Below are 14,042 nucleotides of genomic sequence, written 5' to 3'. Positions count from 1 at the left end.
TTTGCAAAGTTCCGTGTGCAGGGCAGGGCGCCTTGCCGGGCGCCCTGCGTGTCTGTCTTAGCCGTAATGCGCGACCGGGGTGCCCGCCAGCGCGGACATGTTCAGCAGGCCCCGGGTCGTGATCGAGGGGGTCACGATATGGGCGCGGTTGCCCATGCCCATCAGGATCGGCCCGACCTCAAGCCCGCCTGCCTTGGCCTTGAGGATGTTGCGCACCCCCGAGGCCGCATCGGCATTGGCGAAGACGAGCACGTTCGCCGCCCCCGTGAAGCGCCCGCCCGGGAAGATCCGCTCGCGCACGGTGGCATCCAGCGCGGCGTCGATGTTCATCTCGCCCTCGTAATCGAAATCAGGTTCGCGTGCGTCCAGAAGCTCCAGCGCTTCGCGCATCTTGGTGCCCGACAGGCTTTCGAGGTTGCCGAATTGCGAATGCGAGCAGAGCGCGATCTTCGGCGTGATGCCGAAGCGGCGGACGTGCCGCGCCGCGCCGATCACCGTCTGGGCGATCTGGGCCGGCGTGGGCTCCTGGTTCACGTGGGTGTCGGCGATGAAAAGCGGGCCGTCCTCGAGGATCATCAGGCTGAGCGCGCCCACCGGGTGCAGCCCGTCGCGGGCCAGCACCTGGCGGACATAACGCAGGTGCCAGAGGTATTGCCCGAAGGTGCCGCAGATCAGGCTGTCGGCCTCGCCCCGGTGCACCATGACCGCGCCGATCGCCGTGGTATTGGTGCGCAGCACCGCGCGGGCGAGGTCGGGCGACACGCCGCGTCGGGCCATCAGCTCATGGTAGGTGCCCCAGTAATCGCGATAGCGCGGGTCGTCCTCGGGGTTGACGATCTCGAAATCCTTCCCGGGCCGGATCGTCAGGCCGGCGCGTTCCAGCCGGGTCTCGATCACCTCGGGGCGGCCGATCAGGATCGGCAGTTCCGTGGTCTCCTCGAGCATCGCCTGGGCTGCGCGCAGCACGCGCTCATCCTCACCCTCTGCGAAGACGATCTTGCGCGCGGCCGAGCTTGCGGCCTCGAACACCGGGCGCATGATCAGCGCCGAACGGAAGACCGACCCGTCCAGCTTTTCACGATAGGCATCGAGATCGTCGAACGGACGGGCGGCGACGCCCGAATCCATCGCGGCCTTGGCCACCGCCGAGGCGACAACGCCCATCAGCCGCGGGTCGAAGGGTTTCGGGATCAGGTAGTCGGCGCCGAAATTCATCTGCTCGCCCTGGTAGGCGGCGGCGGCTTCGGCAGAGGTGGTCGCGCGGGCCAGCGCGGCGATCCCCTCGATGCAGGCGATCTGCATCTCGTCGTTGATCGTCGTCGCGCCGACGTCCAGCGCGCCGCGGAAGATGAAGGGGAAGCACAGGACGTTGTTGACCTGGTTGGGATAGTCCGACCGCCCGGTCGCGATGATCGCGTCGGGGGCCACCTCGCGCGCGGCATCCGGCATGATCTCGGGGCGCGGGTTGGCAAGGGCGAAGATGATCGGCCGCCGGGCCATCTTCTTCACCATCTCGGGGGTCAGGACGTTGGGGCCGGAAAGACCGAGGAACAGGTCGGCGTCGTCGATCACGTCATCCAGCGTGCGCTTGTCGGATTTCTGCGCATAGGCGGCCTTCTGCGGGGTCATCTCCTCCTCGCGGCCCTCGTAGACGAGGCCGGCCACGTCGCAGAGCCAGACGTTCTCGCGTTTCAGGCCAAGCTTCAGCAGCATGTTGAGGCAGGCGATCCCCGCGGCGCCGCCGCCGGTCGACACCACCTTGATGTCCTCGAACTTCTTGCCGGCGACCCGCAGCGCGTTGGTCGCCGCGGCGCCCACGACGATCGCGGTGCCGTGCTGGTCGTCGTGGAAGACGGGTATGTTCATCCGCTCGCGGCAGATCTTTTCCACGATGAAGCAGTCGGGCGCCTTGATGTCCTCGAGGTTGATCGCGCCGAAGGTGGGTTCGAGGGCGCAGACGAGCTCCGCCAGCTTCTCGGGGTCCTTCTCGGCGAGTTCGATGTCGAAGCAGTCGATATTGGCGAATTTCTTGAAGAGCACGGCCTTGCCCTCCATCACCGGCTTTGCCGCCAGCGCGCCGATGTTGCCAAGGCCGAGCACGGCCGAACCGTTGGTCACCACGCCGACGAGGTTTCCGCGCGCGGTGAAGCGGCTGGCGGTCGAAGGGTCTTCCTTGATCTCAAGGCAGGCCTCGGCCACGCCGGGTGAATAGGCGCGGCTCAGGTCGCGGCCGTTGGCGAGCGGCTTGGTCGCCCGGATCTCGAGCTTCCCGGGTTTCGGGAATTCGTGGTAGTCGAGCGCCGCCTGACGCGCGTTGTCGCTCCGTGCCTCGTCCATCGTGAGAGCCTCCCTGGAATCTGGTTTAATATTAAACCATCCTGTCCGGCGTGCAATTTGAGCGGCCTTGGCAGGAGTTTCAAGCACAACTTGCAAATCACCCCCCGGCAAGGCGTTTCGCCGCGGATCAAATCAGGGAGACGTGACAGGGGCGAGTCGGCAGCAGGTCGGGCGCGCGGGAAGGTCGGCCGTTGGAGTCGTGGAGGGACTTGAGCCGCGCGGCAGCGATCGCCATATCCGATGCGCCGACAACATCGGAGAGGACAAGATGGCGACCCTGAAGACCGGCATCCTGATGGCGGTTCTTACCGCGCTGTTCATGGGGCTTGGTGCGCTGATCGGCGGGACTGCCGGCGCGCTGATCGCCCTCGTGGTCGCGGCGGCGATGAACGCCTTCACCTTCTGGAATTCGGACCAGATGGTGCTGCGCATGCACAATGCGCAGGAGGTGAATTCCGCCACCGCCCCACAGCTTTATTCCGTGGTCGAGGAGATGGCGCGCAACGCGGATCTGCCGATGCCGCGGGTCTACCTTTTGAACACCGACCAGCCGAACGCCTTCGCCACAGGCCGCTCGCCCGACCATGCCGCCGTTGCGGCCTCGACCGGCCTCATGCGCAGGCTCAGCCGCGAGGAACTGGCCGGCGTGATGGCGCACGAGCTGGCCCATATCAAGCATCGCGACACCCTGACGATGACGGTCACGGCGACCTTTGCGGGCGCGATCTCGATGCTGGCGAACTTTGCCTTCTGGTTCCGGACGGACCGCAACAACATGGGCCTGATCGGCTCGCTCGCCATGATGATCCTTGCGCCGATGGCCGCGGGCCTGGTGCAGATGGCGATCTCTCGCGCGCGGGAATACGAGGCCGACCGCGAGGGGGGCGAGATCTGCCGCAACCCGCTGTGGCTTGCCTCGGCGCTGCGCAAGATCGAGGCGCATGCGCAGGACAGCGTGAACGAGGCGGCCGAGCGGCACCCCGCGACCGCGCACATGTTCATCATCAACCCGCTGCATGCCTTAGGGCGCGACAAGCTGTTCTCGACCCATCCGGCGACTGCGAACCGGATCGAGGCGTTGCGGGAGCAGGCCGGCCGCATGGGCACGACCGCGGCGCCGCGCGCGGCGGGCCGGCGGGCGCCGCCGGTGTCGCGGGGGCCTGTATCGCGTGGGGGCGTGTCGGAAGGGCCCGTGTCGGAAGGGCCGTGGGGAGGCGAGGCGCCCGACACCCGGCGTGGCCCCTGGGGGTGAGGTCGGAGCGGGGGGCCGTCTGCCCCCCTGCACCCCCCCCCGAGGATATTTCCGCTCAGAAGAAGTGAGGGGCAAGGGCGTCGGCCGGTCGCCTTGAACCGGGCGGCCTTGAACCGGGCGGCCAGAACGGCGATGGTCTGGCACCAATCAGCAGGCTGCCCATGACCTCCGATCCGACCCTTCGCCCCGACCGCCTGCCCGAGGATGCCGATCGGGCGCTGCGGCCCCAGCAGCTTGACGAGTTCATCGGCCAGGCCGAGGCGCGGGCGAACCTCAAGGTCTTCATCGAAAGCGCCAAGATGCGCGGCGAGGCCATGGACCACACCCTGTTCCATGGCCCCCCCGGCCTGGGCAAGACGACGCTGGCGCAGATCATGGCGCGCGAGCTGGGGGTGGGGTTCCGCATGACCTCCGGCCCGGTGCTGGCCAAGGCGGGGGATCTGGCGGCGATCCTGACCAACCTCGAACCCCGCGATGTGCTTTTCATCGACGAGATCCACCGGCTCAACCCGGCGGTGGAGGAGGTGCTATACCCCGCGATGGAGGATTTCGCGCTGGACCTCGTGATCGGCGAGGGGCCCGCCGCGCGCACCGTGCGGATCGACCTGCAGCCCTTCACCCTTGTCGGCGCCACCACCCGCCTTGGCCTTCTGACCACCCCGCTGCGAGACCGCTTCGGCATTCCCACCCGCCTGCAATTCTATACCGAGGCGGAGTTGAACGAGATCGTCACGCGGGGCGCGCGGCTGTTGGGCGTGCCCTCGGATCCGGAGGGCTGCACCGAGATCGCCCGGCGCGCGCGCGGCACGCCGCGGATCGCCGGGCGGCTGTTGCGCCGGGTGGTCGATTTCGCGCTGGTCGAGGGTGACGGGCGGTTGACGCGCGAGCTGGCCGACGGGGCATTGACGCGGCTGGGGGTCGATCACCTGGGCCTCGACGGGGCTGATCGGCGCTACCTCGGGCTGATGGCCGAGCATTACGGAGGCGGACCGGTGGGGGTGGAGACGCTCTCGGCCGCGCTGTCGGAATCGCGCGACGCGATCGAGGAGGTGATCGAGCCCTATCTGCTGCAGCAGGGGCTGATCGCGCGCACCCCGCGCGGGCGCATGCTGACCCAGCGCGCCTGGCGCCACCTGGGGCTGACGCCGCCGCGCGCCCCGGGGCAGGGCGAGCTGTTCGACGGTTGAACGGCTGCCCCGGCGGGACTTGGCCGGGCGGGACTTGGCCGGGCGGGACTTGGTAGGTCGGGACCTGCCGGTTTGGATCGGGCTTCTTTCCGCCGTTTCGGCGCGACAGGCTTGTGCTGTCTTTCCCGTGCAAATACTCACGGCGCATCCACCGCTTCCACACCACCTCCGGACCTTTCGCCCCATGCCTCCCGAGGATCCCATGACCCCCGAGGATATCGCCCCGCTGTTTACTCGCACCGACGGCAGCTACCTCTGCGCGCGGTGGGGGCGGCCGATCGCGCCGGTGGTCTTCGGGGTTCAGGATGCGACGCTTGCCACGGTGAAGGGCGCGCTCGAGGCGGTGTCGGCGATGGTGCGCCACCCGCTGGCCGAGACCGACCCGGAGCTGGGCGCGAACCTGATGGTCTTCTTCCTGCGCGACTGGGCCGAGCTGGCCGAGGTGCCCGGCCTGGGCCACATGATTCCAGGGCTCGACCTGCTGGTGCAGCGGCTGGCGGACGAGGGGGCCAGTCAGTACCGCACCTTCCGGTTCGACGGGCAGGGGGCGATCCGGGCGGTCTTCACCTTCGTCGCGATGAAGGGGCCGATGGCCGAGATCCCCGCTGAGGAAATCGCGCTGGCGCAGGCGGCACAGGCGATGCTCTCGTGGTCCGAGCCGGCCTTTGCTGCGCGCTCTCCGCTGGCGCGGACCGGGGTGGGCGGTGCGGGGGGCGGTGCGGGGGGCGTGATCCTGCACCCCGAGATCGCGGGGATCCTGCGCGCCGCCTACGATCCGCGGATGCCATCGGTTGGGCGGGATCCATCGCATGCCCTCCGTCTGGCGGCGCGGCTGGCAATCGGGTAAGACCGGACGCGGGCCCCGGGCGCGCCGCTCGGGGTGGAAAGGCATGAAGGGAGTGCGACGATGCCGGTCAGGGTGTTCATCGATGGCGAAGCCGGGACGACGGGTTTGCAGATCCGCGAGCGTCTGGCGCGCCGCGACGACATCACGCTGGTCTCGGTCGATCCGGCCCGGCGCAAGGACCCGGCCGCACGGCTCGACGCCTACGCCGAGGCCGACGCCGCGATCCTGTGCCTGCCCGACGACGCCGCGCGGGAGATCGTGGCCGAGGCGAAGGACCTGAAGACCCGGATCATCGACGCCTCGACCGCGCACCGGGTGCACCCGGACTGGGCCTTTGGCTTTCCCGAGATGGCGAAGGGCCAGCGCGAACGGATCGCCGCGGCGCGCTACGTCTCCAATCCGGGCTGCTGGTCGACCTGCGCGATCGCGCTGATCCGGCCGCTGGTCGTGGCCGGGCTGATCGATCCGAAGGCGCCGCCCGCGATCTCGGGCGTGTCGGGATATACCGGGGGCGGCAAGTCTATGATCGCCGAGTATGAGGGCGGCGGGGTGCAGGGATCGTTCCTTTACGCCACGGCGCAGGGCCACAAGCACCTGCCCGAGATCACGCTGCACGGCGGGCTTGAGGTCGCGCCGGTCTTCGTGCCCTCGGTCGGGCAGTATGCGCAGGGCATGGCGGTGGCGGTGCACCTGCAATTGGGGCCCGAGGGCATCGCCCGGGCCGAAGAGGCGCTGGCCGAGGCCTACGAGGGCGAGATCTTCGTTCGCGTCGTGCCGGCCGAGACCGATCAGCCCCGCGTCATGCCGCAGCGCCTGAACGGGACCAACCGGCTGGAGCTGTCGGTTCACGGCAATGCCAGGACCGGCGCGGTGGCGGCGGTCGCGGTGCTCGACAACCTTGGGAAGGGGGCGTCGGGGGCGGCGGTGCAGAACCTCAACGTGATGTTCGGCCTGCCCGAGGATGCGGGGCTGGAAGGTGCCGGATCGTGAGCCATCGCTTCGAGGTCAGGGTCTATTACGAGGACACCGACCTTGCCGGAATCGTCTATTACGCGAACTACCTGAAATTCATCGAGCGCGCGCGCAGTGAATGGGTGCGCGCGCTGGGTATCGACCAAAGCGCGCTGAAAGCCGGGCAGGGGATCGTCTTCGCCGTCCGGCGGGTCGAGGCGGACTATCTGTCGCCCGCGCTCTTCGATGATCTGCTTTCGGTAGAGACGGTGCTGACCGGGCTGACCGGCGCGCGGATCTCGTTGCGCCAGATTGTTTCGCGTGGGGGGGCAGTGCTTTTCCGGGCGGACGTCACGCTGGTCTGCCTCGGCGCGGGCGGAGCGCCTGCGCGGATCCCGGCGGATATCCGCCAGCTTCTGGGCGAATCGCGGGAAACTTCCCGCCCATAACGGCCATGTGTTGGCAATCCGCCTCAAAACAGGGTAGAATCAGTGGTAATCGGGCCGTCGCAAGAACGGTCGCTCAAGGATAACGAGCAGGCAAATGGATACCCAAACACTCGCTGCGGCGCATGCGGTCGATTTTTCGATGCTGGCGCTGTTCATGCGCGCCACGATCACCGTCAAGCTGGTGATGATCCTGCTGATCATCGCCTCGTTCTGGTCGTGGGCGATCATCATCCAGAAACACCTGACCTACCGTCGGGCCCGTGCCCATTCCTCGGGGTTCGACGAGGCGTTCTGGTCGGGAGAGCCGCTGGATGAGCTTTACGACCAGATCGGCGATGAGCCGGAGGGCGCGTCGGAGCGCATCTTCGCCGCCGGCATGCTGGAATGGCGGCGCAGCCACCGTAAGGACGGCAAGCTGATCGCCGGCGCTCAGGCGCGGATCGACCGGTCGATGGACGTGGCGATCGCCAAGGAGGCCTCGGGGCTGAACCAAGGGCTGTCGTTCCTGGCGACCGTCGGGTCGACCGCGCCCTTCGTGGGCCTGTTCGGCACGGTCTGGGGCATCAAGCATTCGTTCGAACAGATCGCGATGAGCCAGAACACGAACCTCGCCGTCGTGGCGCCCGGCATCGCCGAGGCGCTGGTGGCGACGGCGCTCGGCCTCGTGGCCGCCGTGCCTGCCGTGATCTTCTACAACAAGCTTTCGGCCGACAGCGACGCGATCATCGGCAATTACGAGGCCTTCGCGGACGAATTCGCCACCATCCTGTCGCGCCAGCTGGACGCGGCATAAGATGGCCGGGGGTGTCGTCAACCGGGGCGGAGGCTCGGGTCGGCGCGGACGCAGGCGCCGCACCGGCCGTTCGCACGCCATGGCCGAGATCAACGTCACGCCGATGGTCGACGTGATGCTGGTGCTGCTGATCATCTTCATGGTCTCGGCGCCGCTTCTGACCGTGGGCGTGCCGGTGCAGCTGCCCAAGACGGCGGCCACCGCGCTGCCGACGGAGAAGGAAGAGCCGCTGACGGTGACCCTCACCGAGGACGGCAAGATCATGGTGCAGAAGACCGAGGTGCAGCAGGACCAGCTGATCCCGCGGCTCAGGTCGATCGCGTCGGAGCGCAAGGACGACAAGCTTTACCTGCGGGCCGACGGCAAGATCACCTATGACCGGGTCGCCCAGGTGATGGGCGCGCTCAACGCCGCGGGCTTCCACGACATCGGCCTCGTGACCGACTCGAACGGGCCCAGCTTCGGCGGTGGTCCGAACGGTGGCGGCGCGAACGGTGGTGGCGCGTCCGGCGCCGCGGGCAGCGGAAGTAACGGCGGCTAGGCCGGCGGAGAATGGAAAACAAGGGCTACATCATTTCGGGTGTCGGGCATGTGGTCCTGATCCTCTGGGTGCTGTTCGGCGGCTGGTTCTGGCAGTCGCACGAAAACCCGGCGGTCAGCGTGGCCAACGTGTCGCTCCTCAGCCCGGACCAGTTCCAGGCGCTGACCGCGTCTTCCTCGGCGCCGCCGGCGACGCCGAAGACGGATGTCGCGACGCCGAAGGCGCTGGCGCCGACCGCTTCACCCAAACCGAAGGCGGCGCCCAAGCCGGAACCCAAACCAGAGCCCAAGCCGGCGCCGGCGCCCAAGCCTGTCCCCACGCCGAAGCCCGAGCCCAAGCCCGAGGCGACGCCCGCCGCGCCGGATGCGCCGCCGGTGCCCGACAAGGCGCCCGCGCCGCCGCCCACGCCGCCCGCCCCCAAGGTCAGCGAGAAGCCCGAGACCCGCAAGGTCGACCGGGTCGCGCCGACGCCCGCGCCCAAGACCGACGCCAAGGAGGCGCCGAAGAAGCAGCAGGCGGTCGAGAAGAAGGCCGACGCCCCGCCGCAAAAGCCCCAGAAGCCCAAGGAAGAGGCGGCGCCGAAGGAGGCCGCGAGCCGCATCGCGACCGAGGAGAACACCGCCAAGGAAAACGCGGCCCCCGCCAACCACGCGCCTGCCGCGAGCCCGCGCCCCGAGAACCGGCCGCGCCCGGCCGCCAAGCCGGCGCCGGAAAAGACGCCTGAGAAGACGCCGGAGAAACCCAAGGCGGCGGAGAAGACCCCGGAGAAGACCCCCGAGAAAAAGCCCGCGAAGAAAGCCGAGAAGAAGCCTCAGAAGAAGGTCGAGGATTCGGTCGATGCCGCGGTCGCGGCGGCGCTGGCCAGCGGCGCCAAGGGCGCCGAGGGAGAGACCAAGGGCGAGCAGGGCAATGGAACCGCTGCCGAAGGGCCTCCGTTGACCTCGGCAGAGAAAGAGGGGCTGACGCTTGCGGTTCAGAAATGCTGGTATGTCGACGTGGGGTCGGCCGCGGCGGATGTGACCGTCGTGGTGGGCTTCTCGCTCAACGCCGACGGCACGGTTCAGTCCGGCTCGGTCCACAAGGTCTCGGCCACGCAGGGGTCGCCGGACGCGCAGCGCGCGGCCTACGACGCGGCCCGGCGCGCGGTGTTCCTCTGCGGGGCGGACGGGTTCGACCTGCCGGCCGCGAAATACGACCAGTGGAAGAACGTCGAGATCACCTTCAACCCCGCACAGATGAGGTCGCGCTGATGATCGCCCGCCGGTCCCGCAGGACGCCGCCCGCTGTCGCCGCCGCCTTCGGGCATCCTTCAACCCCGGGACAATGAGGTCAGGATGAGACTTTTCAGAACGCTCGGACTTGCCGCCACGCTGGCGGCCGCCTTCCTGGGGCTGACCGGCGCCGCCGCATCGGCGCAGGAAAAGCCGGGGCAGGGCCCGCTCAAGATCGAGATCACCCAGGGTGTGATCGAACCCATCCCCTTCGCGATGCCCTCGTTCATCGCCGAAAACGGCGCGGCGCAGGATTACGCGGGCCAGATCACCCGGGTGATCAGCGCCGACCTGACCGGCACGGGCCTGTTCCGCGAGATCCCGGCGAGCGCCTACATCAGCCGCGTCACCAGCTTCGACGCGCCGGTGCAATATTCCGACTGGAAGGCGATCAACGCGCAGGCGCTGGTGACCGGGGCGGTCACGGTCCAGGGCAACCAGATCGTCGTCAAGTTCCGCCTCTACGACGTCTTCTCGGGCCAGCCGCTGGGGCAGGGCCTGCAATTCGCGGGCTCCACAGGCACCTGGCGGCGGATGGCGCACAAGGTGGCCGACGCGGTCTATTCCCGGGTGACTGGCGAAGGCGGCTACTTCGACAGCCGCGTCGTGTTCGTCTCGGAAAGCGGGCCGCGGTCCGACCGCAAGAAGCGCCTCGCGATCATGGATTACGATGGCGCCAACCTGCAGTACCTGACGCCCGCCAACACGATCGTTCTGGCGCCGCGCTTCTCGCCCGACGGGCGGCGCGTGCTCTACACCTCCTACGCCAGCGGCGAGCCCAGGATCTACGTGATGAACCTTGCCACCGGGCAGAGCCAGGTGCTGGACGACCAGCAGGGCACGATGACCTTCGCGCCGCGTTTTTCACCCGATGGAAACACGGTCGTGTTCTCGCTCGAACGGGGCGGCAACACCGATCTCTACGCGCTCAACCTCAATTCCGGGCAGCGCACGCAGCTGACCAATACGCCCTCGATCGACACCGGCCCGTCCTATTCCCCCGACGGCCGCCAGATCGTGTTCGAGAGCGACCGCTCGGGCACCCAGCAGGTCTATATCATGCCGGCGACCGGCGGGCCGGCGACGCGCATCAGCTTTGGCGCCGGGCGCTATTCCACGCCGGTGTGGTCGCCGCGCGGCGACCTGATCGCCTTCACAAAGCAGAACGAGGGCCGGTTCCACATCGGCGTAATGCGCACCGACGGTTCCGACGAACGCCTGCTGACCGCGTCCTACCTTGACGAGGGGCCGACCTGGGCGCCGAACGGGCGCGTCCTGATGTTCACCCGCGAGACGGCGGGCGAAAACGGCGCGCCCTCGGTCTATTCCGTCGACATCTCGGGCCGGAACCTCAAGAAGGTGCCGACGCCGGGCGATGCCTCCGACCCATCTTGGGGGCCGCTGCTGCCCTAGGGCCGATCGCTGACACCTTACCGACGCGCCCGCCGGGGGCGCGTTCCCAAGACCCGGCGGATTTGCTATCAAGGTGCCAAAGAGGCACGAACAGTCAGAGGGACTTTCCCAGATGAAACGCCAGATCACCACCGCCCTGCTGCTTGTCGCAGCGCTCGGTCTTGCCGCCTGTAACAACCCCGACCGCTACAAGAACGGCATGGGTCCCGGCGGTGCCAACGGCATGAACGGGATGAACGGCGCGAACGGCATCTCGTCCGCCGCGCTTGGCGACGTCAACAACCCGCATTCGGTCGCCTTCTTCAATCAGCGTGTCGGTGACACCGTGCACTTCAACGAGGACCAGTCGACCCTGACCCCCGAGGCGCAGCAGATCCTCGCGGCCCAGGCGCAGTGGCTGAAGGAGAACTCGGACTTCGGGATCATCGTCGAAGGTCACGCCGACGAACGCGGCACGCGGGAATACAACCTCGCGCTTGGCGCCCGCCGGGCCAGCGCGGTGCAGGAATTCCTCAACGCCCACGGCATCCCGGCCGCCCGGATGAAGACCATCAGCTACGGCAAGGAACGCCCGATCGCGCTTTGCGCGGAAGAGCGCTGCTACGCCCAGAACCGTCGCGCCGTGACGGTGCTGTCGAACGGCGGCAACAGCTGAGGCGCAGGGCCATGAGCGGGACCCGGCAGATGCCCCCGAAACCGTCGGCCCGGCCGCCTGTCCGCACCCGTGCGGGCCGGCTTGCGGGTCTCGCGCTCGTCACGCTTCTTGGCGTGGCGGGGGCGGGTGTCGTGGCTGGTCCCGTGCTGGCCCAGAGCCAGGGCGGGGCGCCCTCCGCCTCGGACCGCGCCCAGACGCTGGCCTCGATCCGCAAGGAGCTGAGCGGCCTCAACGGCCAGATCGAGGGGCTGAAGCGCGAGCTGAACTCCGGCGGCGCCGGTGGCCAGCCGGCCCCCGCCTCGGGCAGCGCGCAGGAGCGTCTGGACGCGATCACCGCGCAGCTTCAGCAGCTGACGAACCAGACCGAAGAGATCCAGCACCGGCTTCAGGTCGTGGTCTCCGACGGCAGCCGGCGCATCGACGATCTGAACTTTCGTCTGTGCGAGCTTGAGAAGGGCTGCGATATCGCCAAGCTCAAGAAACAGCCGAAGCTGGGCCTGACCGCCAGCGACGACAGCCAGGGCGGCGGCGGTGCCGCGGCCGGCGGTGCGAGCGGGACCAGCCCGAACGAGACCGCCGACAGCGGCAATGCCCCTGATCTCGCGGTCGGCGAGCAGGCCGATTTCGACAAGGCCAAGGCGGCGCTGGACAAGGGTGACTACCAGCAGGCCGCGAACCTGTTTGGCACCTTCACGCAGACCTATACCGCCGGTCCGCTGACCGGGCAGGCGCATTTCTACCGTGGCCAGGCGCTGACCGCGATGGGTAAGACGGCCGATGCCGCGCGCGCCTATCTCAACAGTTTCTCGGGCTCGCCCGACGGCGTGCGCGCGCCCGATGCGCTGACCAAGCTTGGGATCTCGCTGGGCAAGCTGGGCCAGACCCAGGACGCCTGCGTCACGCTGGGGCAGGTCAAGGTGCGCTACCCGGCCTCGTCGGCGGTGAACGACGCGGCGGCGGCGCGCCAGACCCTCGGCTGCCAGTGACCGACGGCGCGGCCGCGCCCGGGGTCGCGCTGGCCTCGGCCATGGCCGAGGCCTTTGATCGGGCGCCCGCGTGCCTTGGCGTCGCGGTTTCGGGCGGGGGGGATTCCCTCGCCCTTCTTCATCTTCTGCACGACTGGGCCGCGTCGCACGGCACCGCCCTGACGGTGGCCACGGTCGACCACGGATTGCGCCCAGAGGCGGCGGAGGAGGCGGCGATGGTGGCCCGCGTCTGCGCCGGGCTGGGCATCCCGCACCAGACGCTGCGGTGGCGGGACTGGGATGGTCGGGGCAACCTGTCCGACGCCGCCCGGCGGGGCCGCTATGCCCTGCTTGCCGGCTGGGCGCTGGGTCAGGGGGCGGCGGCGGTCGCGCTGGGGCATACCCTCGACGATCAGGCCGAGACCGTGCTGATGCGGCTGGCGCGCGGGTCGGGTGTCGACGGGCTGTCGGCGATGGCGCCGGTGCGGCGCTCCGGCCGCATGCTCTGGCTCCGTCCGCTGCTCAGGGTGACCCGGGCGCGGCTGCGCGCGGTGCTGGAGGCACGGGGGCTGAAATGGGCCGAGGATCCGACCAACGACGACCCGGCCTATGACCGGGTGCGGGCGCGCCAGGCGCTGGCGCTCCTGGCGCCGCTGGGGGTCGATGCCCGGGGCCTCGCCGCGACTGCCGGGCGGATGGCGATGGCGCGGGCGGCGCTGGAGGCGGCGGCGCTGCGGCTGGCCGAAGATGCCGTGCAGATCGAGGCGGGAGACGTCGTGATCGACCGCGCGGCGCTTGTGCAGGCGCCGGAAGAGACCCGGCTGCGGCTTGTGGCGCATGCCCTGGGCTGGATTTCCTCGGCGGATTACCGCCCCAGGCTGACCGCGTTGACCGAGGCCCTCGGCGCCGCGCTGCAGGGGCGCAAGGCCACCCTTTCGGGTTGCCTGATGCTGCCCCGCGGCGAAACCCTGCGCCTGACCCGCGAAGCCCACGCGGTGGCCGGGCTGACGGCCCCGCCCGGGGCCGCCTGGGATGGGCGCTGGCGGCTGGAAGGAAGCGCCGACAAGGACATGCACCTTGCCGCGCTGGGGGAAGGCGGGCTGGCGCTCTGCCCGCGCTGGCGCGAGACCGGGCTGCCGCGCGACAGCCTGATCGCTGCGCCTGCACTGTGGCGCGGCACGACGCTGATCGCGGCGCCGCTGGCCGGGCCGGGCGCGCCGGGAGATCACGGCGACTGGCGTCTGGTGCCGGAAAAGGGACGGGAAGATTTCCTTGCGACGCTTTTATCGCATTGAACCCCACCGACTAATCTCTATCTTATGGGAAAGTTTCCGGCGGGGGCCCCGCGCGGCGCGCGCGCCCCTGCCCTAGAGGAGGTCCT

Annotated in this window: 13 protein-coding genes; 12 read left to right on the top strand and 1 reads right to left on the bottom strand. The window is 69.1% G+C overall.

Annotated elements, in window-relative coordinates; all coding sequences use genetic code 11:
* Nucleotides 1–57 precede the first annotated feature (57 nt).
* Nucleotides 58–2,337: an NADP-dependent malic enzyme gene (locus tag CVV76_RS13130; RefSeq protein ID WP_102225112.1), complete on the bottom strand. Its 2,280-nt coding sequence runs from the start codon at nt 2,335–2,337 to the stop codon at nt 58–60.
* 268 nt (nt 2,338–2,605) lie between these two features.
* On the opposite strand from CVV76_RS13130, the gene htpX reads away from it, so the two are divergent.
* The 12 genes from htpX to tilS all read left to right on the top strand — a co-directional run bounded on the left by htpX (nt 2,606) and on the right by tilS (nt 13,956).
* Nucleotides 2,606–3,589, top strand: a complete 984-nt coding sequence (htpX, locus tag CVV76_RS13125; protein ID WP_102225111.1) for a zinc metalloprotease HtpX — start codon at nt 2,606–2,608, stop codon at nt 3,587–3,589.
* A gap of 161 nt (nt 3,590–3,750) precedes the next feature.
* On the top strand, nt 3,751–4,776 hold the full coding sequence (gene ruvB, locus CVV76_RS13120) for a Holliday junction branch migration DNA helicase RuvB (RefSeq protein WP_102225110.1): 1,026 nt from the start codon (nt 3,751–3,753) through the stop codon (nt 4,774–4,776).
* Nucleotides 4,777–4,978: 202 nt separating this feature from the next.
* Entirely contained in the window at nt 4,979–5,623 is a 645-nt protein-coding gene (locus CVV76_RS13115) for a hypothetical protein (protein ID WP_102225109.1), read from the top strand.
* 60 nt (nt 5,624–5,683) lie between these two features.
* The gene (gene argC / locus CVV76_RS13110; RefSeq protein WP_102225108.1) at nt 5,684–6,613 is read left to right on the top strand and encodes an N-acetyl-gamma-glutamyl-phosphate reductase; all 930 of its coding nucleotides are present in this window, start codon (nt 5,684–5,686) and stop codon (nt 6,611–6,613) included.
* Nucleotides 6,610–7,023 carry a tol-pal system-associated acyl-CoA thioesterase gene (gene ybgC / locus CVV76_RS13105; protein ID WP_102225107.1) on the top strand — a complete coding sequence of 138 codons (414 nt, stop codon included), beginning with the start codon at nt 6,610–6,612 and terminating at the stop codon, nt 7,021–7,023. The genes argC and ybgC overlap by 4 nt, the downstream gene beginning before the upstream one ends.
* Before the next feature lie 94 nt (nt 7,024–7,117).
* Nucleotides 7,118–7,816, top strand: coding sequence for a protein TolQ (tolQ, locus tag CVV76_RS13100; RefSeq protein ID WP_102225106.1), 699 nt, complete (start codon nt 7,118–7,120; stop codon nt 7,814–7,816).
* 1 nt (nt 7,817) lies between these two features.
* Complete coding sequence (tolR, locus tag CVV76_RS13095; RefSeq protein ID WP_102225105.1) at nt 7,818–8,357, top strand: protein TolR; 540 nt, start codon at nt 7,818–7,820, stop codon at nt 8,355–8,357.
* Nucleotides 8,358–8,368: 11 nt separating this feature from the next.
* Nucleotides 8,369–9,607: a cell envelope biogenesis protein TolA gene (locus tag CVV76_RS13090; RefSeq protein WP_102225104.1), complete on the top strand. Its 1,239-nt coding sequence runs from the start codon at nt 8,369–8,371 to the stop codon at nt 9,605–9,607.
* A gap of 84 nt (nt 9,608–9,691) precedes the next feature.
* Nucleotides 9,692–11,041: a Tol-Pal system beta propeller repeat protein TolB gene (gene tolB, locus CVV76_RS13085; RefSeq protein ID WP_102225103.1), complete on the top strand. Its 1,350-nt coding sequence runs from the start codon at nt 9,692–9,694 to the stop codon at nt 11,039–11,041.
* Nucleotides 11,042–11,153: 112 nt separating this feature from the next.
* Nucleotides 11,154–11,696, top strand: coding sequence for a peptidoglycan-associated lipoprotein Pal (gene pal / locus CVV76_RS13080; protein ID WP_102225102.1), 543 nt, complete (start codon nt 11,154–11,156; stop codon nt 11,694–11,696).
* 29 nt (nt 11,697–11,725) lie between these two features.
* Entirely contained in the window at nt 11,726–12,682 is a 957-nt protein-coding gene (gene ybgF / locus CVV76_RS13075; RefSeq protein WP_102225101.1) for a tol-pal system protein YbgF, read from the top strand.
* On the top strand, nt 12,679–13,956 hold the full coding sequence (gene tilS / locus CVV76_RS13070) for a tRNA lysidine(34) synthetase TilS (protein WP_233192859.1): 1,278 nt from the start codon (nt 12,679–12,681) through the stop codon (nt 13,954–13,956). The genes ybgF and tilS overlap by 4 nt, the downstream gene beginning before the upstream one ends.
* Nucleotides 13,957–14,042: the final 86 nt, after the last annotated feature.

Origin of the sequence: Acidimangrovimonas sediminis (assembly GCF_002871005.1) — a bacterium.
GTDB lineage: Bacteria > Pseudomonadota > Alphaproteobacteria > Rhodobacterales > Rhodobacteraceae > Acidimangrovimonas > Acidimangrovimonas sediminis.
The sequence above is the reverse complement of the archived record's forward strand: the minus strand, read 5'-3'. Positions and strand labels throughout refer to the sequence as shown.

What these genes read in the sequence shown, in the direction of transcription:
- htpX (WP_102225111.1), top strand. Translation starts at nt 2,606, where the DNA reads ATGGCGACCCTGAAGACCGGCATCCTGATGGCGGTTCTTACCGCGCTG.
- tolB (WP_102225103.1), top strand. Translation starts at nt 9,692, where the DNA reads ATGAGACTTTTCAGAACGCTCGGACTTGCCGCCACGCTGGCGGCCGCC.
- ybgF (WP_102225101.1), top strand. Translation starts at nt 11,726, where the DNA reads ATGCCCCCGAAACCGTCGGCCCGGCCGCCTGTCCGCACCCGTGCGGGC.
- tolQ (WP_102225106.1), top strand. Translation starts at nt 7,118, where the DNA reads ATGGATACCCAAACACTCGCTGCGGCGCATGCGGTCGATTTTTCGATG.
- argC (WP_102225108.1), top strand. Translation starts at nt 5,684, where the DNA reads ATGCCGGTCAGGGTGTTCATCGATGGCGAAGCCGGGACGACGGGTTTG.
- CVV76_RS13130 (WP_102225112.1), bottom strand. Translation starts at nt 2,337, where the DNA reads ATGGACGAGGCACGGAGCGACAACGCGCGTCAGGCGGCGCTCGACTAC.
- tolR (WP_102225105.1), top strand. Translation starts at nt 7,818, where the DNA reads ATGGCCGGGGGTGTCGTCAACCGGGGCGGAGGCTCGGGTCGGCGCGGA.
- CVV76_RS13090 (WP_102225104.1), top strand. Translation starts at nt 8,369, where the DNA reads ATGGAAAACAAGGGCTACATCATTTCGGGTGTCGGGCATGTGGTCCTG.
- pal (WP_102225102.1), top strand. Translation starts at nt 11,154, where the DNA reads ATGAAACGCCAGATCACCACCGCCCTGCTGCTTGTCGCAGCGCTCGGT.
- ruvB (WP_102225110.1), top strand. Translation starts at nt 3,751, where the DNA reads ATGACCTCCGATCCGACCCTTCGCCCCGACCGCCTGCCCGAGGATGCC.
- CVV76_RS13115 (WP_102225109.1), top strand. Translation starts at nt 4,979, where the DNA reads ATGACCCCCGAGGATATCGCCCCGCTGTTTACTCGCACCGACGGCAGC.